Origin of the sequence: Alicyclobacillus kakegawensis NBRC 103104 (assembly GCF_001552655.1) — a bacterium.
GTDB classification, from domain to species: Bacteria; Bacillota; Bacilli; order Alicyclobacillales; family Alicyclobacillaceae; genus Alicyclobacillus_G; species Alicyclobacillus_G kakegawensis.
The window spans coordinates 20,765-41,452 of sequence record NZ_BCRP01000005.1 but is presented as its reverse complement, the minus strand read 5'-3'; the positions used below and the strand labels follow the sequence as shown (position 1 = coordinate 41,452).

20 protein-coding genes and 1 other annotated feature are annotated in these 20,688 nt (G+C 64.2%); of the genes, 16 read left to right on the top strand and 4 right to left on the bottom strand.

Annotated elements, in window-relative coordinates; translation table 11 throughout:
• Positions 1–6: 6 nt before the first annotated feature.
• Entirely contained in the window at positions 7–837 is an 831-nt protein-coding gene (locus tag AK2_RS05345; protein WP_067932184.1) for a sulfurtransferase, read from the bottom strand.
• Positions 838–1,222: 385 nt separating this feature from the next.
• On the opposite strand from AK2_RS05345, the gene cysK reads away from it, so the two are divergent.
• The 4 genes from cysK to thiE are packed head-to-tail and all read left to right on the top strand — an operon-like array spanning position 1,223 to position 4,588.
• Positions 1,223–2,143 (top strand): cysteine synthase A, encoded by a 921-nt coding sequence (gene cysK / locus AK2_RS05340; RefSeq protein ID WP_067932182.1) that lies wholly within the window; start codon positions 1,223–1,225, stop codon positions 2,141–2,143.
• 18 nt (positions 2,144–2,161) lie between these two features.
• Positions 2,162–3,082 carry a bifunctional hydroxymethylpyrimidine kinase/phosphomethylpyrimidine kinase gene (gene thiD / locus AK2_RS05335; RefSeq protein WP_067932180.1) on the top strand — a complete coding sequence of 307 codons (921 nt, stop codon included), beginning with the start codon at positions 2,162–2,164 and terminating at the stop codon, positions 3,080–3,082.
• Positions 3,083–3,122: 40 nt separating this feature from the next.
• Positions 3,123–3,944, top strand: coding sequence for a hydroxyethylthiazole kinase (gene thiM, locus AK2_RS05330; protein ID WP_067932487.1), 822 nt, complete (start codon positions 3,123–3,125; stop codon positions 3,942–3,944).
• A complete protein-coding gene (thiE, locus tag AK2_RS05325; protein ID WP_067932485.1) occupies positions 3,944–4,588 on the top strand; it encodes a thiamine phosphate synthase in 645 nt (214 codons plus the stop codon). The genes thiM and thiE overlap by 1 nt, the downstream gene beginning before the upstream one ends.
• Before the next feature lie 40 nt (positions 4,589–4,628).
• Here thiE and AK2_RS05320 read toward each other — a convergent pair whose 3' ends face one another.
• The 3 genes from AK2_RS05320 to AK2_RS05310 form a co-directional block, all read right to left on the bottom strand.
• Positions 4,629–4,844: a hypothetical protein gene (locus tag AK2_RS05320; RefSeq protein WP_067932178.1), complete on the bottom strand. Its 216-nt coding sequence runs from the start codon at positions 4,842–4,844 to the stop codon at positions 4,629–4,631.
• Positions 4,841–5,059, bottom strand: a complete 219-nt coding sequence (locus AK2_RS05315; RefSeq protein ID WP_067932176.1) for a hypothetical protein — start codon at positions 5,057–5,059, stop codon at positions 4,841–4,843. Before AK2_RS05315 ends, AK2_RS05320 begins: the two co-directional genes overlap by 4 nt.
• A gap of 187 nt (positions 5,060–5,246) precedes the next feature.
• Positions 5,247–6,146, bottom strand: coding sequence for a YitT family protein (locus tag AK2_RS05310; RefSeq protein ID WP_245632784.1), 900 nt, complete (start codon positions 6,144–6,146; stop codon positions 5,247–5,249).
• Positions 6,147–6,336: 190 nt separating this feature from the next.
• On the opposite strand from AK2_RS05310, the gene AK2_RS05305 reads away from it, so the two are divergent.
• The 12 genes from AK2_RS05305 to AK2_RS05250 all read left to right on the top strand — a co-directional run bounded on the left by AK2_RS05305 (position 6,337) and on the right by AK2_RS05250 (position 20,561).
• Positions 6,337–7,656: a DRTGG domain-containing protein gene (locus tag AK2_RS05305; protein WP_067932174.1), complete on the top strand. Its 1,320-nt coding sequence runs from the start codon at positions 6,337–6,339 to the stop codon at positions 7,654–7,656.
• A 16-nt stretch (positions 7,657–7,672) separates the two neighbouring features.
• Positions 7,673–10,729, top strand: coding sequence for a DNA polymerase III subunit alpha (gene dnaE / locus AK2_RS05300; protein WP_067932482.1), 3,057 nt, complete (start codon positions 7,673–7,675; stop codon positions 10,727–10,729).
• Between the two features lie 12 nt (positions 10,730–10,741).
• Positions 10,742–11,242, top strand: a complete 501-nt coding sequence (locus tag AK2_RS05295) for a phosphatidylglycerophosphatase A family protein (RefSeq protein ID WP_067932172.1) — start codon at positions 10,742–10,744, stop codon at positions 11,240–11,242.
• A gap of 76 nt (positions 11,243–11,318) precedes the next feature.
• Positions 11,319–11,516 carry a glutamate decarboxylase gene (locus AK2_RS05290; protein WP_067922934.1) on the top strand — a complete coding sequence of 66 codons (198 nt, stop codon included), beginning with the start codon at positions 11,319–11,321 and terminating at the stop codon, positions 11,514–11,516.
• Positions 11,517–11,594: 78 nt separating this feature from the next.
• Positions 11,595–12,509 carry an acetyl-CoA carboxylase, carboxyltransferase subunit beta gene (gene accD, locus AK2_RS05285; RefSeq protein ID WP_067932170.1) on the top strand — a complete coding sequence of 305 codons (915 nt, stop codon included), beginning with the start codon at positions 11,595–11,597 and terminating at the stop codon, positions 12,507–12,509.
• Positions 12,487–13,443: an acetyl-CoA carboxylase carboxyltransferase subunit alpha gene (locus AK2_RS05280; protein ID WP_067932167.1), complete on the top strand. Its 957-nt coding sequence runs from the start codon at positions 12,487–12,489 to the stop codon at positions 13,441–13,443. The genes accD and AK2_RS05280 overlap by 23 nt, the downstream gene beginning before the upstream one ends.
• A 351-nt stretch (positions 13,444–13,794) precedes the next feature.
• Positions 13,795–14,754, top strand: a complete 960-nt coding sequence (gene pfkA / locus AK2_RS05275; RefSeq protein WP_067932166.1) for a 6-phosphofructokinase — start codon at positions 13,795–13,797, stop codon at positions 14,752–14,754.
• 15 nt (positions 14,755–14,769) lie between these two features.
• Positions 14,770–16,524 carry a pyruvate kinase gene (gene pyk / locus AK2_RS05270; protein WP_067932164.1) on the top strand — a complete coding sequence of 585 codons (1,755 nt, stop codon included), beginning with the start codon at positions 14,770–14,772 and terminating at the stop codon, positions 16,522–16,524.
• A gap of 161 nt (positions 16,525–16,685) precedes the next feature.
• Positions 16,686–16,982, top strand: coding sequence for a hypothetical protein (locus tag AK2_RS05265; protein ID WP_067932162.1), 297 nt, complete (start codon positions 16,686–16,688; stop codon positions 16,980–16,982).
• 359 nt (positions 16,983–17,341) lie between these two features.
• Positions 17,342–17,614 (top strand) — a binding site (T-box leader).
• A gap of 40 nt (positions 17,615–17,654) precedes the next feature.
• Entirely contained in the window at positions 17,655–18,635 is a 981-nt protein-coding gene (trpS, locus tag AK2_RS05260) for a tryptophan--tRNA ligase (protein WP_067932159.1), read from the top strand.
• A gap of 29 nt (positions 18,636–18,664) precedes the next feature.
• The gene (locus AK2_RS05255) at positions 18,665–19,342 is read left to right on the top strand and encodes a response regulator transcription factor (protein WP_067932158.1); all 678 of its coding nucleotides are present in this window, start codon (positions 18,665–18,667) and stop codon (positions 19,340–19,342) included.
• Positions 19,326–20,561, top strand: coding sequence for a sensor histidine kinase (locus AK2_RS05250; RefSeq protein WP_067932156.1), 1,236 nt, complete (start codon positions 19,326–19,328; stop codon positions 20,559–20,561). Before AK2_RS05255 ends, AK2_RS05250 begins: the two co-directional genes overlap by 17 nt.
• Positions 20,562–20,688 lie beyond the last annotated feature (127 nt).

Genomic DNA, 20,688 nt, shown 5'->3' with positions numbered 1-20,688 from the left:
GATCCATCATTTCTCAATCGGGGTACCGACCATGCTGCCCCACTCGGTCCACGATCCGTCGTAGTTCTTGACGTTGTTGTAACCCAGAAGCTCGTGCAGGACAAACCAGGTGTGGGCGGAACGCTCGCCGATGCGGCAGTAGGCGATGACATTCTTGTCAGGAGTGACTCCGACCGACTGGTATAGATCCGCCAACTCGCTGTCCGACTTGAAGGTGCCGTCCTCGTTGACCGCCTTCGCCCAGGGAATGTTGACAGCGCCGGGCACGTGGCCGCCGCGTTGCGCCGTTTCCGTCATGCCCGGAGGGGCAATCACTTCACCGGAGTACTCCTGCGGGCTGCGGACGTCGACGAGGGCCGTGGCTTTGTCGCCAATCGCGTCTTCGACCTCGCGCTGGCGGGCGCGGATGGACAGGTCTGGGTCTTTCGCCGAGTACGTAACCGGGGTGACCGTCGGCACCTCCTTGACGAACGGGCGCCCCTCCAGCTCCCACTTCTTGCGGCCGCCGTCCATCAGCTTGGCGTTCTCGTGGCCGAAGATCTTCAATTGCCAGTATGCGTAGGCCGCAAACCAGTTGTTGTTGTCGCCATAGAGGATAATCAATGTGTCCGGGGTGATGCCCGAGTTGCCGAGAAGCTGTTCCAGCTGCTCACGGCTTAAGATGTCACGGCGAACCTGGTCGTTCAGTTGGGTGGTCCAGTTCCAGGCGATGGCGCCCTCGATGTGTCCCGTTTCATAGGCGCTGGTGTCAACGTCGACTTCGACCAAGCGGATGTTGCCGTCGTCTTTGTGGGCCGCAACCCACTCTGTGCTTACCAACACGTCTTTGGCGGGCATGGTACAACCTCCTCTTCTCCTCTTTTGGAATCTGGTGCGGACGACCGCGGTGGTCCCGGGGCCGAATCGAGGCTCGGCGGCGGGGGCGAGCGGATCGACCGCGCGGGGTCGGCGTTCGCCAAGGTGTGAGTGGGTGTCAAAATCTCGTTTTCCGACCCGATTTCAGGGTATAATCTACCTGAAACCGGCAACAAACGCAAGCCCGAAATCCGTGTGATCATGGTCCAATTGGGCGCTTTCCACGTTTGCGTGGGTGTGGTAAGGTACTCCCAGTTATGGTGCGTCGGCCGCAGCGAGGCAGGCAGGCTTGTGCTCTGGGCACGAGCGGCCCGGGCCGATACCGGAGTCGCCGGCATCAGATAGGTATGAGAGAGGCGAAGTACACATGCCGTTGTATAACTCGATTTTGGAATTGGTAGGCAAGACGCCGATTGTGAGACTGAATCGAGTCCCCAACCCTCGGGGAGCCCAGGTGTACGTCAAGCTGGAATCGTTTAACCCCGGCGGCAGTGTGAAGGACCGTCCGGCGCTGAACATGATTGAGGTGGCGGAACGGGCGGGATGGATTGAACCGGGCCGCAGCACGGTCATTGAGCCCACCTCCGGCAACACGGGCATCGGGCTGGCGATGGTGTGTGCGGCCAAGGGGTACCGTTGCATCATCACCATGCCGGACAACGCCACCGCCGAGCGGGTGAAGATTCTCAAGGCGTACGGAGCCGAGGTTCACCTGACGCCGGCGGCCCAGCGCATGCAGGGCGCGATTGATGTGGCGAACCGGCTAGCGGCGGAGATCCCCGACAGCTTCATCCCCATGCAGTTTGAGAACCCGGCCAATCCGGACGCCCATCGGACGACGACGGCGCTGGAGATCTACGAGGCGTTCGAGGGCAAGCTGGACGCGTTTGTGCTGACCGCGGGAACAGGTGGCACCGTGACCGGCACGGGCGAGGTGCTCAAGGAGAAGATCCCGGGGCTGCGCATCTATGTCGTGGAGCCGGCCGGATCTCCCGTGTTGGCGGGAGGGCAGCCGGGGCCGCACAAAATTCCGGGGACGGGCCCGGGATTCATCCCGAAGATTCTCAATCAGCACATTTACGACGAGCTTTTGCACATCAAGGACGAGGATGCTCAGGTGATGGCCCGTCGCTTGGCCCGCGAGGAGGGCATTTTCGTGGGCGCCTCAGCGGCCGCCTCGGCGCACTTTGCGGTCGAGATTGCAGCTGCGTTGCCGCCGGAGGCGCGCGTCCTGTTCCTGGCGCCGGATACGGGTGAACGCTACCTGTCATCCGATTTGTTTGCCTGAGGACAAGGGGGGAGGGCGATGAAAAAGACCACTGCCGGGCATGTGGTGCGGGCGTTGACGATTGCGGGATCCGACAGCGGCGGCGGCGCGGGCATCCAGGCCGATTTGAAGACGTTCGCCGCATACGGCGTGTACGGGATGTCCGCCCTGACTGCGGTGACGGCCCAGAACACCCTGGGTGTGCAATCGGTGGCCTACCTGGACGAGAGCCTGGTGCAGGCCCAGATACGGTCGGTGTTGGACGATTTGGGCGTGGACGCGGTGAAGCTCGGCATGCTCGGGAGCGGGGGCATCATGGAGAGGGTGGCGGCGGAACTGGCCGGGGTGGAGGCGCCGATTGTGGTGGATCCGGTGATGGTCGCCAAAGGCGGCGCCAGGCTGATGGATGACGACGCGGCTGCCACACTGATGGCTCGGCTGCTGCCGCTCGCCACTCTGGTCACGCCCAATCTGCCGGAGGCAGAGACGCTGTACGGCCGGCCCATCGACACCTGGCAGCGGGTGCTGGACGCGGCTGCCGTCCTGTGCCAGCGGGCGCGGGCGGTCGTCATCAAAGGCGGGCACGGCTCGGGGACCCTCTGGCAGGACTCGCCGTGGCCCGAACTGGCTGCAGACTTGGCCGTGGACACGCTCTACGATGGCAGCCGGTACACCCTGTTCGCTATCCCGCGGGCGCACACCCAAAACACGCACGGCACCGGTTGCACCTTCTCTTCGGCAGTCGCGGCCGCGCTGGCGCTGGGCGCCGATGTCCTCGACGCGGTGGCGGGCGCCAAGGTGTTCATCGACCGGGCCATCCGCGGCGCCATGGATTGGGATGTGGGTCACGGCCACGGCCCGACGGACCATTCGGTCGCCACGCTCGCGTTCCGCGGCCTGGCGCCCGGGTATGTGTATCTGTGGCAGAACGGCGAGTGGACAGCGATACATGAAACTTGAGGAGGAGTTTTTCGTGGATCTTGGACAAGCTGCTTCGTCCGTGGACGCAGCCCGTTGGCTGAACGGGGTGCGTGAGGCGCGCCCGTTGGTGCACAACATCACCAACTGGGTGGTCACCAACATCGTCGCCAACGCGCTGTTGGCCATCGGTGCCTCGCCGGTGATGGCCTACGCCCGTGAGGAGGTGGCGGATATGGCGCGGCTGGCCGGCGCTGTGGCGCTTAACATGGGCACCTTGGATGCCCCGGTGCTTGACTCCATCTGCATCGCCGGCCAGGCGGCCAACGCGGCGGGGGTGCCGGTGGTGTTTGATCCGGTCGGGGTCGGTGCGACTCCGTTTCGAGACGCGGCGGCTTCCCGCGTCCTCTCGGAAGTCCACGTCGACATCCTGCGCGGCAACGCGGGCGAAATCGGCGTGCTGTTGGGCGCGGGCGGCGAGGTGAAAGGGGTCGACTCGGCCGGGGCGGCCGCCCACCTGCCCGAGGCGATGAAATCGTACGCGGCCGCGCACGAGTGTGTGGTGGTGGCGACAGGCGAAACGGATTATGTCACAGATGGCAAGACGGTCTGGGAATTGAACAACGGCCATCCGCTGTTGGCGGCCATCACGGGCTCCGGCTGCATGGCGACGGGCATCCTCGGCGCGTTTGCGGCGGCAGCCGGCCGCAGCGCGGAACGGACTCATCTGGCCCAGGCCGCGGCGGCCGCCCTGACCGCGTACAATGTGGCCGCGGAGCTGGCTGCCTCGGAGGCTGCGGGCCCGGGAACGTTCCACGCGGCCCTTTTCGACGCGCTCTACCGCCTGCAACCGGAAGTGGTCGCCGCGCGGGCGCACATTCGGGCTTGGGGAGCGGATGGATGATGGCGAGGACGTCGGAACTGGCCAAGCGCCTGCGTGTCTATGTGGTCACCGATGAACGTCCGGACGGGCAGTCGCTCATTGAGACGGTGCGGAGCGCTCTCGCCGGCGGGGCGACCGCCGTGCAGCTGCGCCGCAAGCAGGAGCTGGGCCGCCGCTTTGTCGAGTTGGGACGGGTCTTGCGGGCGTTGGCGCACGAGAGTGGCGCGCTATTCTTCATCAATGACCGTGTGGACGTGGCGATGGCGGTCGACGCGGACGGCGTGCATGTGGGCCAGGACGACATTCCCTGCCGAGATGTGAGGCGGCTCTTGGGACCGGAGAAGGTGATTGGCGTGTCCGCAGAGACCTTGGCCGAGGCGCGCCAGGCCGAGACGGACGGCGCCGACTACCTGGGCGTGGGCGCGGTCTTTCCGACCCAGTCCAAGCCCGACGCCGGTTACACCGGACTGGCCGGTCTGCGCGAGATCGCGGAGGCGGTGCGCATCCCCGTGGTGGCAATCGGCGGCATCCAGATTCAAAACGCTCCCCAGGTGTTGGAACACGGGGCGGACGGTTTGGCGGTGGTGTCTGCTGTCATGAGCGCGCCGCAGCCGGATCAAGCCGCGGCGCAGTTGGCTGCGTTGTTCTGCGAATCAGGAAGGTGACGAATGCGGTCACGGGGACGGTCGCTGTGCCGCAGGCGCTTTAATTGGGCATGCGGCGCGGCCGGCGCGCGTAGCTGCGCAGGGTTTCCAGTCCAAACACAATCAGGGCGGCGCCGGTGAAGATGGCGATGTGCCAGAGGGCGTGCAGCAGAACGTGCGCGTCCAGCACGCGGTCAAGGTCTGGATAGAAACCGATGATAACCAGCAGCGTGCCAACGTACGCGGCCAGTGTGGCCTGGGTGGTGCGCCGTTTCACGAACTCACCCCCGTTTCGTCGAGCACAATGTCCGACGGGGACGGGGTCAGCCAGCGGCTGGCCTGGAGGCCCAGGCACGCCCCGCCGAGCAGGTACAGTCCGTGCGCCAGGTAGTGATGAACCGTGGTGGCAGTGGCCCACGTCTGCACCGACGGCCAGTTGACGGCCACCAGGCAGAGGGCCATCAGCACCAACGTCAGCGGAACCTGTTTCATCCGACTCACTCCTCATGCGTTCTCGCTGGTCCTCATTGGGCGCATGCCCATCGGACCAGCTGTGTCTAGTTACGTTATCACCCGGTTCGCGAGAAAATAAACCTAGATTGGGAGCCCACCTAGATTCGGAGCCGACCGTGCGGATGGTTGGGGCAGGTTTTTCAAACTGAAGCGGAACGCGCCGGAATCAGATGGGCAGGTGTCGGAAATGGCCCACCACTTCCGCCGTGTCGAGGACGGAGATGAACACGTGCGGATCGATCTCGGTGGCCAGCGCGCGCAGTTCGGCCAGTTCGAGGTGGGTCAGCACACACACGAGGACGCCCAATTGGGCCTTTGTGTAGGTGCCGTGCCCCTGGATGAGGGTGCTGCCGCGGTTGAGACGCCGCGTGATAGCTTCCGATATTTCCGCCGACTTCGGGGAGATGACGAGGGCCGTCTTGCGCGCTTGAAAGTGCAGCAGCGCGTTGACAACTCTGGCGGCAGCGAACATGGAGACGAGCGTATACATGCCGGCTTTGACCCCGAAGACGCCGAGCGAGAGCAGCACCACCACCACGTTGACGGTAAAGGACACGCCGCCCACGCTCTTGCCGGACACGCGATTGATCACCAGGCTCAGGATATCGGTTCCACCCATTGATCCGCCGACGCGGATGACCAGCCCCGAAGCCAGTCCGGCGAGCACCCCGCCGTAGAGACTGATGATGAGCGGATCCTCCAGAGGCAGGTCGAGGTGCAGGTGCACCCAGTCGGTCATCAGCGAGAAGCCGAGGATGGCAACACCGGTCAAGAGAATGAATCGTTTGCCCAAGTACTTGTATCCCAGCGCGAACAAAGGCACATTGAACAACAGGTAGAGCAGGCCGATGGGCCACCCGGTCAGGTGATAGATGAGCTGGGTTACACCGGTGATGCCGCCGGAGAGGATATTCGCCGGTACCAAGAAGTTTTCCAGCGATACCGCGGCCAACAGGTCCGCAAACAGGATAACCACCACTCGCCCCAAGGTTGCCCAAACGGGGTAACCTTTCGATTGGCGCAGTTTCTTCATTGGACGCGACTGCGTGATGGCTTGTTCAACCATGCCCAAAACCCTTCCTCTCTGCCTGAGTGGCGGCACGCCCGGGGAACGTGTAGTCTAGTGTGCCACACACAAGAGTCTATATGATTCGTGGTGGATGGGCGCGAGGCAATGGTGGCAAATTGGTGAAGAGTGTTGTCTTATATAATGGACGTAAGGGACGCATGAAACACTGCTGGCCGGAGGTTGCGGGATGACGACGAAGCACGAGCGAATCCTCGAATACATACAGAATTTGCAGGTGGGGGAGCGCATCTCGGTGCGGGGCATTGCCCGCAATTTGGGGGTGAGTGAAGGCACGGCCTACCGGGCCATCAAGGAGGCCGAACTGCGTGGGTGGGTCAGTTCCATTGACCGCATCGGCACGGTGCGCATCGACCGTCAGGAAAAACGGGACATCGAGCGCCTGACTTTCGCTGAGGTGGTCGGCATCGTGGAGGGAACGGTCCTGGGCGGACGGGACGGGCTGCACAAAACGCTGCAAAAGTTTGTCATCGGCGCCATGCAACTGCCCGACATCGTGCGCTATATCTCGCCCGGCAGCCTGATGCTGGTGGGCAACCGCGAACAGGTGCAGCGGCTGTCACTGGAACACGGGGCGGCGGTGCTCATCACCGGGGGATTTGAGGCCTCCGAGGAGGTCCAGCGGCTCGCCAACGAACGCCAGTTGCCGCTTCTTTCCTCATCTTATGATACTTTCACCACGGCCGCGCTGATCAACCGGGCCATCTATGACCGCTTGATTAAGAAAGACATTCTTTATGTGGAGGATATTGTGGTCCGGCATCCGCTGGCCACCTTGCGCCCGGAGCAGACGGTGAGAGATTACCTGAGCTTGGTCGAGTCGACCGGCCACGCGCGGGTGCCGGTGATAGACGAGCGAGGCCGCCTGGTCGGCATCCTGACCGCCCGCGACGTGGCGGAGGCGCGGCCGGACGCCCGAATTGAACAATACATGCGCCGCAATCCGTTCTTCGTGACGCCCCAGAGCACGGTCGCCTCGGCGGCCCACCGGATGGTTTGGGAAGGGATTGAACTGTTGCCGGTGGTGGACCAACGACGCTTGGTCGGCGTCGTGAGCCGCCAGGACGTGATCAAAGCTCTGCAGTTGATGAGCCGGCAACCGCAGGTGGCGGAAACGTTGACCGACCTTACGCTGCGCGGCTTTCGCGAAGACCGCGACCAGGACGGCGGGGTACTGGTGGGGGACGTGACGCCGCAGATGACCAACGCGGTCGGCACGTTGGCCACCGGGCCGTTGATGACGCTGATAGAACGGGGGGCCATGCTCTGCCTGGAGCGCAGCCGGCACGGCGACATGCGGGTGGAGAACGTGACGCTCTATTTCCTCAGGCCGATTTCGGTCGATGGCCGGGTGGCGGTCAAGGCGCGCATCCTCGACAGCGGTCGCCGCTTCGCGAAGGTGGATGTGGAGGTCTATGAACAGGGGCAGTGCATGGCTAAGGCGCTGTTGACGGCGCAGACGTTGGACCGGATTGGCAATCGGGGGTGAGAGGAGGGGCTTGTTGGTGGACGGTTTTGTCCATCTGCACGTGCACAGCGAGTACTCCCTGCTGCAGTCGCCGCTGCGGCTGACACAGCTGGTGCAGCGGGCGGCGGAGCTTGGCATGCCGGCCGTCGCCCTGACGGACACCCACGCCCTCTACGGGGCGGTGTCGTTCTATGAGCTGGCGCGCCAGGCGGGGGTGCGCCCCATCCTGGGCGCTCAGCTGACGGTGGTACGAGACGCTGGGGTGTGGGAACGGTCAGGTCGGCCCGCGCCCGACGACCTGGACACGGCGGTGCTCCTGGCGGAGAATTTGCAGGGCTACGCGCACCTGGTGGAGCTGGTCACGCTGACACACACGCGGCCGCGCCTGTTGGCGGTGACGCTAGACGAGGTCGCGGCGCGGGCGGGCGGTTTGATTGCCCTCGTAGGCGGCGGTGAATCGGCGATTTTGCGCCGCTTCGCCGCGGGTGACGAAGCGGGGGCCGAAGCCTGGCTGGACGCCTGGCAAGCCGCCATACCGACCGGCAGCCTGTTCTTGGACCTGCAAGACCACGGGGTGCCCGAGGAGCGGCGTGGCCTGCCGGGGCTGCTGCGGGCGGCGCGGGCGCGCGGCCTGCAGCCCGTCGCCACCAATGACGTGCACTACCTCCAACCCGCGGATGCGCGGGTGCAGCGGCTCCTGGCCAACATCGACGCCGGATTGGGCTCGCCGCGCCTGCAGTCCGATACGTACGCGTTTGTCTCCGGTCAGGAGATGGCCCGGCGTTTCGCCCAGATGCCGCAGGCCCTCGCCAACACGTTGGTGATTGCCGAGCGCTGTCAGTTGGAATTGCCGCTTGGCCAACTGCGCCTGCCGAGGTATCCGCTGCCGGCGGGCGAAAGCGCGGCCCGGGTGTTGCGTCAGGCCGCCGAGGCGGGGGCCGCGCAGCGGTACGGCCACGTGGGGCCGGACGTGCGCGAGCGTTTGGAGTACGAACTCCAGGTCATCGAGCAGCTCGGCTTTGCCGACTACTTCTTGGTGGTCGCGGACTTCATCCGCTTCGCCCACCGCCAGGGCATCTCCACCGGTCCAGGACGCGGATCGGCCGCCGGCAGCCTGGTCGCCTATTGTCTGCGCATCACCGACGTGGACCCCATCGCAAACCAATTGTTGTTTGAGCGCTTTCTCAACCCAGAGCGGGTCAGCTGGCCGGACATCGACACTGATTTCGAGTACGAGCGGCGCGGCGAAGTCATTCGCTACGTGGTCGAGCGGTACGGGGCGGACCACGTTGCGCAGATTGGCACCTTCGGCACCCTGGCCGCCCGGGCCGCGGTACGTGACGCCGGGCGCGCGCTGGGGGTGGAGCCGCGGCTGGTTGACCAATTGGCGCGTCATATCCCGTCAGGCCCGGGCATGACACTGCAGCGGGCGGCCGCTCAGGCGCCTGCACTGAGGGAGTTGATGGCTGAAAATCCGGAGCTGCGCCCGCTTTGGCAGGCGGCGCAGGCGATTGAGGGGCTGCCCCGGCACACCTCGGTTCACGCGGCCGGTGTCGTGATTTCACCCGATCCGCTGACCACCCTGGTCCCCACCCAGCCGGGGCCGGACGGGGTGGCTGTCACGCAGTTCGCGATGGAGGATGTGGAGCGGCTCGGGCTCATCAAGATGGACTTTCTTGGGCTGCGCACGTTAACCCTGATTGACGCCTGTGTGGAGAGCGTCCGCCGACGCACGGGCAGGTCCATCCCCATCCGCGCCTTGCCCGACGGAGACGAGGCCACGTTCGAGATGCTCGGGCGCGGCGAGACCAACGGCTGTTTTCAGTTGGAGTCTGCGGGTGTGCGGCGCATCCTGCGGCAGATGCGGCCGCGCAGGCTGGAGGACCTGATTGCTGTCATCTCATTGTATCGGCCGGGGCCGATGGAGAACATCCCGACGTTCCTGTCTGCCCGCCAGGGCGAGGCGCCCATCCGTTACCCGCACCCGGACTTGGAACCCATCCTGCGCGACACGTACGGGGTTATCGTCTATCAGGAGCAGATCATGCAGATTGCCGCGCGGATGGCCGGGTTTTCGCTCGGCCAAGCGGACCTGTTGCGGCGGGCGGTGAGCAAAAAGAAGCGGGATGTGCTGGACGCGGAGCGGGCGCGTTTCGTCGAAGGATGTGTCAAGCGCGGATACGCCGAGGAGACGGCGCACGAGGTGTACGACCTGATTGTCCGCTTCGCCGACTATGGCTTCAACCGCAGCCACGCGGCGGCGTACGCGGTACTCTGCTACCGTACGGCGTACCTGCGGGCCCACTACCCGGCCGACTTCTTTGCCGCATTGTTGTCGCTGGACGCGGGACACCCGACCAAGCATCAAGAGTACCTGCGCGACGCGCGGCGCCTGGGCATCGAGATCCTGCCGCCGTCCATCCAGGACAGCGGCCCCCTGTACACGGTGGCTGGCGAGCGGCAGATACGCACCGGGCTTCTGTCCATCCGCAACGTGGGGCGCGGGGCGGTGGAGGCGATACTGGAAGCGCGCCAAGAACGGCCGTTTTGTTCCCTGGTCGACGTGCTTATGCGCGTGCATCCGCGCCGTTGCAACCGCAAGGCGATGGAGAGCCTGTTGGCGGCCGGGGCGCTCGACGTGTTTCTGCCGGACGGCGCGGCGCCGGCGGCCAAGCGGCAGATTCTCGATGAGGCCTATCAAGAAGCCGGGGAGGGCGCCCAGACGCGCGGGTTGGGGTTGAGTTTCGGGTCCAATCTCGCGGGCGATGCCACTCATGAAGAGACGCGGGTGGGTGGGGAAGCGGCTGGGGAGAGCGGGGCTGCATCCTCCGGCCAGGAGGCGCTGTTTGTCCGTTACCACCCGGACAGGCTCGCGGCGGACGGGCTCGCGGCGGTGCAGGAGGTGCTCCATTCCTACCCAGGCAGTTTGCCGGTCGCCTTGTATGATGAGAAGAGACGGCGCGCGCGGTTGCTGCCCGGGACGTGGTCTGTCGCGCTGTCGCCGGACTTGATTGGGGCGCTGGAGGAGATTGTGGGGCTCGGCAACGCGCGCGTGGGGCGTTTGCCGAGGGCGAAGCGGCCAGCGTCGCCGTGAGGAAAGGATAGGATGTCCGTGGTGGAGAAGGTTATCGCGCTGCTGCGCGAACGTGGCGTGGAGGTCGAGCAGATTGCCCAGATTGCGTACGATTTGCAAAAGCCGTACCACCGGGAACTGACCCTTTCGGCCTGCACCGAGAGCGTGTTGCACGTGTTGGCAAAACGGGAGGTGCAGCACGCCATTTTCACCGGCGTGGCGTTGGACATGCTGGCCGAGCAGAAGGCGCTGCCCACACCCCTGCAGCAGATCATGGAAGAAGATGAGCCACTGTACGGAGTGGACGAAATCCTCGCCCTGTCCATCACCAACGTGTACGGATCGATAGGCTTGACCAATTTTGGCTATCTCGACAAGACGAAGCTTGGTGTCATCGGCGTCCTCAACAACCATGCCGGCCGCATCCACGTCTTTCTGGATGACCTGATTGCCAGTGTGGCCGCCTCCGCCGCCGCCCGCATTGCCCACCAGCACCGGGCGCAATCCTACGACGCGGACGGCGTGGACGCATAGTGTCCCTCCTTTTCCGATTGTCCACGGGACATGGTATAATTCATGGAGTTTATTGATGCTGACAGGGGCGATGTGTATGTGGACGGTCATCTACATCGCACAGTCCGAAAAACAGGCTCGGCAGATTGTCGATCGACTGGCTGCAGAAGGATTCTTGGCAAAGGTCCGGCAAACTCGCGTGTCCCGGCAGCAGTTCGAAATCGTCGTTCCTGAGGCGGAACTGGACGAGGTGCAAGAGGTGTTGAACGACATCCTGCACACCTCCAATCCGTAGGCGGCTCGGTCTGATGCGCCACGGCTGTTGCGCAGAGGCGCGGCGGCGCGGGAGGCAGGGCAAGACCGAGGTGAGAGGGTGCTAAAGGACTTGTTTTATAAGAAACGACATCGATACGCGACCGTGGCTCAGACAGACAGGCGACCCAAGCCCGAGATCCCGGACGAGGTGCCGCCGCGCGACGTCCCCAAGGGATTGGTGGAAAAGTGCAAGGGCTGCGGGGCTCTCTTGATGGCTCGGGAGCTGCAAAAGCACGCGTATACGTGTCCACACTGCGATTATCACTTTCCTATCGGGGGCCCCGAGCGGCTGCAATTGCTGCTGGACGACGGCTCCTTTGAAGAGTTCGACGCCGCCCTCTCGTCCGAGGATCCGCTTGGATTCCCAGGGTACCGCGAGAAGGTGGAGAAGGCCAAGCAAGCCACCAACCTGGCGGAAGGGGTGGTCACCGGCGCCGGCCGCATCGACGGCCAGGCGCTGGTGGTCGGCGTCATGGACGCCCGTTTCATCATGGGCAGCATGGGTTCGGCCGTCGGCGAGAAGCTGACACGGGCGATGGAGGCGGCATTGGCGCGCCAATGCCCGATGGTCCTGTTCACCGCCTCCGGCGGCGCCCGGATGCAGGAGGGGATTTTGTCCCTGATGCAGATGGCCAAGACCAGCGCTGCCGTCAACCGCATGCACGAGGCGGGCATCCTCTACGTCAGCGTCATCACACACCCGACGACCGGCGGGGTCAGCGCCAGCTTTGCGAGTATCGGAGACATCATCCTGGCCGAGCCCGGGGCGCTGTTTGGCTTCGCCGGGCGGCGCGTCATCGAGCAGACGATACGGCAAAAACTGCCGGACGATTTTCAAACGGCCGAGTTCATGCTCCAACACGGCATGATTGACAAGGTGGTACACCGCAAGCAGATGCGCGATACGCTCTCCGCCATCTTGCGCATCCACGCGGCGAGGGGGTGGCAGGATGCCGGGGCAACTGGAGTTTGAACGTCCCATTGAGGAGTTGGCCAAAAAGCTGGACGAGGTGCGGGCGTTCATGCGCCAGCACGGGATCGACCTGTCCCAGGAGGTGGCCCGGCTGGAGGCCGAGCTGGAACAGGTGACGGCCCGGGTGTACGGCGAACTGACGCCGTGGCAGCGGGTGCAGATTGCCCGCCAGCCCGGACGTCCGACCACGCTGGATTATATACGGGGGCTGTGCAGCGAGTTCATCGAGCTGCACGGGGACCGCAACTTCCGGGACGATCCGGCCGTCATCGGTGGTATTGGCCTCGCCGACGGTCGCCCCGTGACCGTCATCGGTACGCAGAAGGGCCGCGACACCAAGGAGAATGTCTACCGGAACTTCGGGATGGCGCACCCGGAGGGTTACAGGAAAGCGCTCCGTTTGATGAAGCAGGCGGAGAAGTTCGGGCGGCCGGTTGTGCTGTTCATCGACACCGCCGGCGCGTATCCCGGCATGTCCGCGGAGGAGCGGGGGCAGAGCGAGGCCATCGCCCGCAATCTTCTGGAGATGGCCGGGCTTCGCGTGCCCACCATCAGCTTTGTGACCGGCGAGGGCGGAAGCGGCGGCGCGCTGGGGCTCGGGCTGACGGATAGAATCTATGTCCTGGAATACGCCTGGTACTCCGTGATAGCGCCGGAATCGGCGGCGGCCATCCTTTGGAAGGACAGCACCCAGGGGCCGCGCGCGGCTGAATTGATGCGCATTGGCGCCCGCGACCTGGTTGAGCTGGGCGTGGCCGACGGGGTGATTCGGGAGCCTGTCGGCGGGGCGCAAAAGAACCCGCAGGAGATGGTCGCCCGTGTCGCCGAGCAGGCGTTGTCGGCCTTGCGCGAATTGGCTCAAAAACCGCTTGAACAGCTCCTGGCAGAGCGCTATGATAAATATCGCCAGATAGGTGTTTATTCGGAGTCGTGAACAAGTGTCGGACCCATAACCAGATCGTGCAGGAACCAATCGGCGGTGCGCGCTGGGAAGAACAGACGGGGCGGTGGCGGACAAGATACGGCCGCCCCGCTTTTGTGGGTCTCGGCGGCATGGCCGGCGGCCTGGGACGGTTTGTGGGCCCGGGTGGGAAGCATGTTGTGCTTCCGTTAAGGGACGCTTTGCGTCCCGGCGGGACGCAAAGCGTTCCCAAGGTTCGACGTAAGGTTCACTGAGGCCTGCAATCCGGCCGCGGTCGTACGCCTGCGGGCGGCCGGGGTTAGGCGCAAACGGGGAAGTTCGCCCGTTCAGACGGGCGGATACGCGCACGCGGGGGTGGTATGAGTGGAGAGGATTGCGGTATTGACCAGCGGCGGAGACGCACCGGGCATGAACGCGGCGATTCGGGCGGTCGTCCGCACGGCTATCTACGAGGGATTGGAAGTCGTCGGCATTCGGCGTGGCTACCAGGGGCTGATGAACGGCGAGTGGAGCGATATGTCGCTCGGATCGGTGGCGGACATCATCCAACGCGGTGGCACCATCCTGTTCACCGCGCGCTGTGAGGAGTTCAAGAGCGCTGAAGGGCAGGACAAAGGCGCCCAACGGCTGCGCGAGGCCGGCATCGACGGGCTGGTTGTCATCGGCGGGGACGGGTCATTCCATGGAGCTTTGGAGTTGTGGAAACGCGGGATACCGACCATCGGCATCCCGGGCACGATTGACAATGATCTGCCCTGTTGCGACGCCACAGTCGGTTATGATACCGCGGTGAACACCGCCATTGAAGCGATAGACAAGATCCGGGACACAGCCACCTCCCACGAGCGGACGTATGTCGTGGAGGTGATGGGCCGGCATGCGGGCGATATTGCTATCCAGGTGGGGCTTGCGGGCGGAGCCGAATCGGTGCTCATTCCGGAAGTCCCATTTGACATGGATGACGTGATTCGCAAGCTGGAGCGCGGGGTGGCGCGCGGCAAGAAGCACTCCATCATCATTGTCGCCGAGGGCGCGGGCAGCGGTATGGAGATAGGAAAATACTTGAAAGAGCACACCGGCTTCGACGTGCGCGTCACGGTGCTCGGGCACATCCAACGCGGCGGGGCGCCCAGCGCCCGCGACCGGGTCTTGGCCAGCCGCCTGGGGGCGTATGCGGTGCGGCTGCTTCGGCAAGGGGTGGGCGGCAAAATGGTCGCCACCTGCAACGGGGAGCTGCACGCCGTCGACTTTGAGACGGTCTTTACCACCCCCAGGCAGCCGGAGCTGAGCCTGCACGAACTGGCGGAGATGCTGTCGATTTAGGCGAGGAGGAAAATCATGCGCAAGACAAAGATTGTATGTACGATTGGACCTGCCAGCGAGTCGCCGGAGGTGCTCAGATCGCTCATCGAGGCCGGCATGGATGTGGCCCGCCTCAATTTTTCCCACGGATCCCACGGGGAACACGCCGAGCGCATCCGCCGTATCCGGGAAGCGGCGCGGGCGGTCGGCAAGCACGTGGCCATTATGCTCGACATCAAAGGGCCGAAGATTCGCACTGGGAAGATACAAGGCGGCGAGGTGGAGCTGCCCGACGGCGCGACCATCACCCTGACCATCGATCCGGTCGAGTACGGAACGGCTGAGCGGGTGGAAATCTCCTACAAAGGCCTCGTTGAAGACGTTTATCCCGGGGCGCCTATCCGGATCGACGATGGGTTGATAGGTCTGGTGGTGGAAAAAGTCGAGGGGCACGACATCCTCTGCCGCGTCACCAACGGCGGCATCCTGAAGGACCGCAAGGGCATCAACGTGCCAGGCGTGACCCTGCGCATCCCGGGGGTAACCGAAAAGGATATCGCCGATATCCGTTTCGGCATCGCGCAGGGCGTGGACCTCATCGCCGCGTCCTTCGTCCGCAAGGCGGCCGACGTGCTGGAAGTGCGCCGTCTGCTGGAAGAGCAGAACTACCAGGCGGACATCATCTCGAAGATTGAGACCCAGGAAGGGTTGGACAGGCTCGAAGAAATCGTCGCCGTCTCGGATGGCATCATGGTGGCCCGCGGCGATTTGGGTGTGGAGATTCCCACCGAAGAGGTGCCGCTGGCGCAAAAGCGCATGATTCGCCTCTGCAACCAGGCGGGCAAGCCGGTCATCACGGCCACGCAGATGCTCGACTCGATGCAGCGCAACCCGCGGCCGACGCGCGCGGAAGCCAGTGACGTGGCCAACGCCATTTTCGACGGGACAGACGCCATTATGCTCAGCGGCGAGACGGCCGCCGGCCGTTATCCGTTGCAGGCGGTGCAGACGATGGCGCAGATTGCCGAGCGGGCGGAGCGGGCGCTGGTCGAGGACGAGGTGGCGACGCGGCACCGCACCGGTGTGGAAAAAACGGTGACGGACGTGATTGGGCACGCGGTGGAGACGATGGCGGCCGATTTGGGTGTGAAGGCGGTGGTGACCGCGACCACCTCCGGCCACACAGCGCGCATGATCTCGAAACACCGTCCGAACGCGCAGATTGTCGCGGCCACGCCGTCGGACAAGGTGGCGCGGAGGCTGGCGGTGTCCTTCGGCGTGCATCCGGTGGTGGTGGCCGAGGCGCAGACGACGGACGAGGTCCTGGAAACAGCGGTGGACGGAGCGCTCGCTGCCGGTTACGTGCAGCCGGGCGACATGGTGATTGTGATTGCCGGGGTGCCCGTCGGGCAGCAGGGGACGACCAACCTGATCAAGGTGCACACCATTGGCGAAGTCGTCGTGCAGGGCCAGGGTGTCGGACAGAAGGCGGTCAGCGGCCGGGCCGTGGTCGGGCGGCAGACCGAGGACTTGCTGCAGCGTGTCCAGTCCGGGGACATCCTGGTGACATCGGCCACCGACGCCGACGTGGTGCCCGCGATGGAACGGGCGGCGGCCATCATCACCGAGGAAGGGGGGCTCACCTCCCACCCGGCGGTGGTCGGGTTGAGTCTCGGCAAACCGGTGATTGTAGGGGCGCAGGAAGCGACCAGTCGCATCAAGGACGGCGAAGTCGTGACGGTGGATGCGGTGCGCGGCCTGGTCTACCGCGGCCGCGCACAGGTGTTGTAAGCTCGGCTGGTGCTCGCGACTGTCAGGGGGCTCCGGCGCATCGCGGAGTTTCTCGGCAGGCACCGACAATAGGCGGCCGCGAAGGATAAGCGCGGTGTCTTGCGCAGTGGTCTTCCCGTAGGGTGGAGTGAATTCATCCTTTCCATCGGGAGGTCGCATACATGAGCATTCTGTTGGGAGACAACGCGATGTTGATTGCGTTTGAGGTCGTGCTGGCTCTCATTGCCCTGCGCATCCTCGTCACCGCGGCGTTGGACCTGAGGGGGACGGTCGATTGGTCTGAGTGGGCCCGTTTGGTCACGCGGCCTATGTTGACCGATGCCCTGCCACTCATCCTTCTCTCCTGGCTGACTACCGTGGACCCGACGCACGTCGTCGCGCAGGCCTGGTTCTACGTCGCTGCCGCGCTGATTGTCATTCGCACTTTGCTGGAGCTATTACGGCGCGGGCAAGGCTGACACAGGGCCCGTATGCGCCGAGAAGTTGGCAGGTGTACAGGCCAACCCGGGTCAGGCGCTGGAGCCGATTCGCCCCGTTCACGGCCGCCCTGTTGGGCGGCTGTTTTTGACTTCCCCGCCATCCACGTCGTCATGTCCGGTTTGTGCCGCGTTAGCGCCCGTGTGGCTGGGCAACCCAACGGGGGCGCGAGTGCCAGCCGATTTACGCGGGTGGGCCGCTGGACATACTTGCGGGCTGGCGGCAACTCCGCTAAGATGATGCGTAGTCCCGGCCCCCGCAGCCAGCGGCCCTGCTCCGGTTGTCAGGGCGCTGCCGCGGGCGGATCGACAGAGAGCTGTATTGTGGCATTTGTATCGTGGAAACGGCTGTGAACGGGAAGAGTACGGGTTGGACCACCATCCAGAGAGCCGGGGAGGCTGGGAACCCGGTTGGCGGTCGCCCCGGAATGGGCCCGGGAGCCGGTGTGCTGAATGCGCCAGTGCGGCCGCGCGCGGCGGAGACCGCTGAAGGACGCCAAGACGCGTCTTTGGGCGCTGTGTAGGTGCACCCGGATGGCCCCCGTTACGGGCATGAGTGCGGCAGTCTCGGGCTGTCGAAGATGGGTGGTACCGCGGTTTTATCCGTCCCATGCGGGGCGGATTTTTCATTTTCCGGCGAGGAGTGAATCCAAAATGAAGAAGGTGTTTTCCGGCATCCAGCCGAGCGGCACCTTGACCATCGGCAATTACCTGGGCGCCATGCGCCACTTTGTTTCCCTGCAGGACGAGGCGGATTGTCTGTTCTGCGTGGTCGACATGCACGCCATCACCATCCCGCAGGATCCGAAGCAGCTCCTGCACAACACGCGCAGCCTGGCGGCCCTCTATCTGGCGGCCGGGATAGACCCGAAAAAGTCCGTCCTCTTTGTTCAGTCTCACGTCCCCGCCCATGCCGAACTGGGCTGGCTCCTGCAGTGCGTTGTCCATTATGGAGAACTGGGGCGGATGACCCAGTTCAAGGACAAGTCGGACAAAGCCGAGGTTGTCACCGCCGGGCTGTTCACCTACCCGGCCTTGATGGCCGCCGACATTCTCCTCTACCAGACCGACTTGGTGCCGGTGGGAGAAGACCAAAAGCAGCACCTGGAACTGACCCGCGACCTGGCGGAGCGGTTCAACAACCGTTATGGCGAGACGTTTACCGTGCCCGAGCCGATGATTCCCAAGCTGGGTGCGCGCATCATGAGCCTTGAGGACCCGCTGAAGAAGATGAGCAAGAGCGACACCCGCCCCGGCGCGTACATCTCCATGCTGGACGATCCGGACGTCATCCGCAAGAAGATCTCCCGCGCGGTGACCGATTCGGAGCGCGAGGTGCGGTACGATGTGGACAATAAGCCGGCCATCAGCAACCTGCTCACCATCTATTCGCTGTTTTCTGGGCAATCGGTAGCGGAGTTGGAGGCACAATACCAGGGTCAGGGGTACGGCCCGTTCAAAAGGGACCTGGGCGAGGCGGTGGTTGCAGGCCTGGCGCCAATCCAGGCCCGCTATCGGGAGATCCTGGAATCCGGCGAGGTGGACGAGATTCTGCGTGAGGGTGCCGAGCGAGCCGCGGAAAAGTGCCGGGATACGCTCCGGCTGGTGAAGGAGCGCATTGGCTTTTTGGTCTGACCGGCGCTCCAGCAGAGAGGGGAAGAGCCATGCGGGTGCTCATTGTCGAGGACGAGGTGACCTTGGCGAATGCGGTGCGAGAGGCACTGAGTGGGCAACAGATGGTTGTCGATTGGGCGACTGGGGTGGAAGACGGTTTTGATAAGGCGTTCTCCGGCGCCTACGATTGCATCGTGGTCGATGTGATGCTCCCGGACGGCAGCGGTGTCGATCTCGTCTCCGACCTGCGCGAGGCCGGCTGCGGCACGCCGATCCTGATGCTGACTGTACTTAACGAGACGGCCGACCGGGTGCGGGGGCTCAATGCCGGCGCGGACGATTACCTGGGCAAGCCGTTCCACCTCGAGGAACTCATCGCCCGCATCCACGCCCTCGTCCGCAGGTCTGTCCGGGATCACAAGGTGGATTGCCTGCAATGGGGGCCGGCGATCTTGTGGCGGGCCTCGCGCACCCTTGAGGTCAACCACAAATCGGTCGAGCTGTCCAGTAAAGAGTTTCTTTTGATGGAGTATTTGTTACGCCACCCAGGCCGGGTCCTGACCCGGGACCAACTGGTCATGCACCTGTGGGGTCCGGACGCAGAGGTGGCCGACAGCGCTCTCGACACATACGTCTACTTTCTTCGCAAAAAATGTGCACGCCTGGGGTTGAAAAATTTCATCCGCACCGTGCGCGGGCAGGGATACCGGATTGAAGCCATCCAATGACCATCCGTTTCCATTTGTGCCTGGGCGCATGTTTCGCCGCATGTACGTGCAGATTGTCGCCGTCCTGACCGGCAGCATGCTGACTTTGCTGCTTTTGGTCGGATCCATCGTGTATGTCGAATTGAAGGTGCAGATGGCCAGGGATGGCGAGGGGGACCTGCAGACCGACATCACGGAGCTGCAGGCGCTCATTTCCTCTCTTTCGCCTGCGCCGGACAAAAACGTCCCGGTGCGCTCCGACCTGGCGGATGAGCGCGGTCAGCACCTGTACTTCGCGGTGTTTGCGCGCAACTCTGTGCGCCTTGAATCGTACCACCCACCGATTCCCAGCCGCCGCCTGCCAGAGCAAGTCCCAGCTGAGCAGGACGAGCTGGCCTATCGGGTCATCGAGTACCGCGGGCAGCCATACCGGCTGGCCGCCACCGCTTGGCATTACAAGGGCCAACTGTACAAGCTGTATCTGTATCAGTCCATCGCCAGCGAGCGCCAGGTCCTGCAGCACGCGCTGCGGCTCATCATCCTCTCCGGTGGCATCGGCGCCGCCCTGGCCTTTTTGTTCTACCTGTGGCTGAGCAGGCGTGTGCTTCGCCCGGCCCGTGAATCCTGGAGCGCGCAGCAGCGGATGCTGGTTGAGCTGTCACACGAGCTGCAGACCCCGTTGGCGACCATAAACGCCATGGCGGCCAGCTACGTCCGCAACACTGAGTTGCGCCGCCGTTTCATCCGGGAAATCCGCCGCGCGTCCGATTTGGTCAGCGATATTCTCTACCTATCGCGTCTGGACGGCATGCCCCGTCAGACGCCTGAGCCGGTGGCTGTCTCGGACGTGACCGAAGAGGTTGTGGCCCAGATCGGGTGGCTGGCGGATCGGCAAGGCATTTCTCTGACAGGGTCAGCGGTGCAAGGGTTGTACGTCCTGGCCACGGCAGACGAATGGCGGCGCTTGGTCAGCACGCTGCTGAAAAACGTGGTCGATCACGCCCGTCCAGGCAGTCAAGCGGTTTGGCGTTTGACCGTGGATGGGCGGTCGGTCGTGTTTCGGGTGGAGAACGAGTCGGAAACCGAGGGACGCTCGGTAAATCCCGGTCTCACGCGCGGGTTTGGCCTGCATATCGTGCGCCGTCTGACGCAGTCGATGGGGGGCGAGTTTCGGCTTGAGGCGGACGAGCACACGGTGCGTGTCGAGGTCCAGGTACCGCGGCTGCGCGAAAACGATTAAAGCAGCAAATTTCCTTCGCTCGCGCCAGCGCCGTGGCCACGGCAGGCTGCGCCTGTCTGGCCAGCGGGGGCCATGCCGACGCACAGCGGCAAAAGCAAGGGTTTCTTCTGAACAATATGTGATTTTT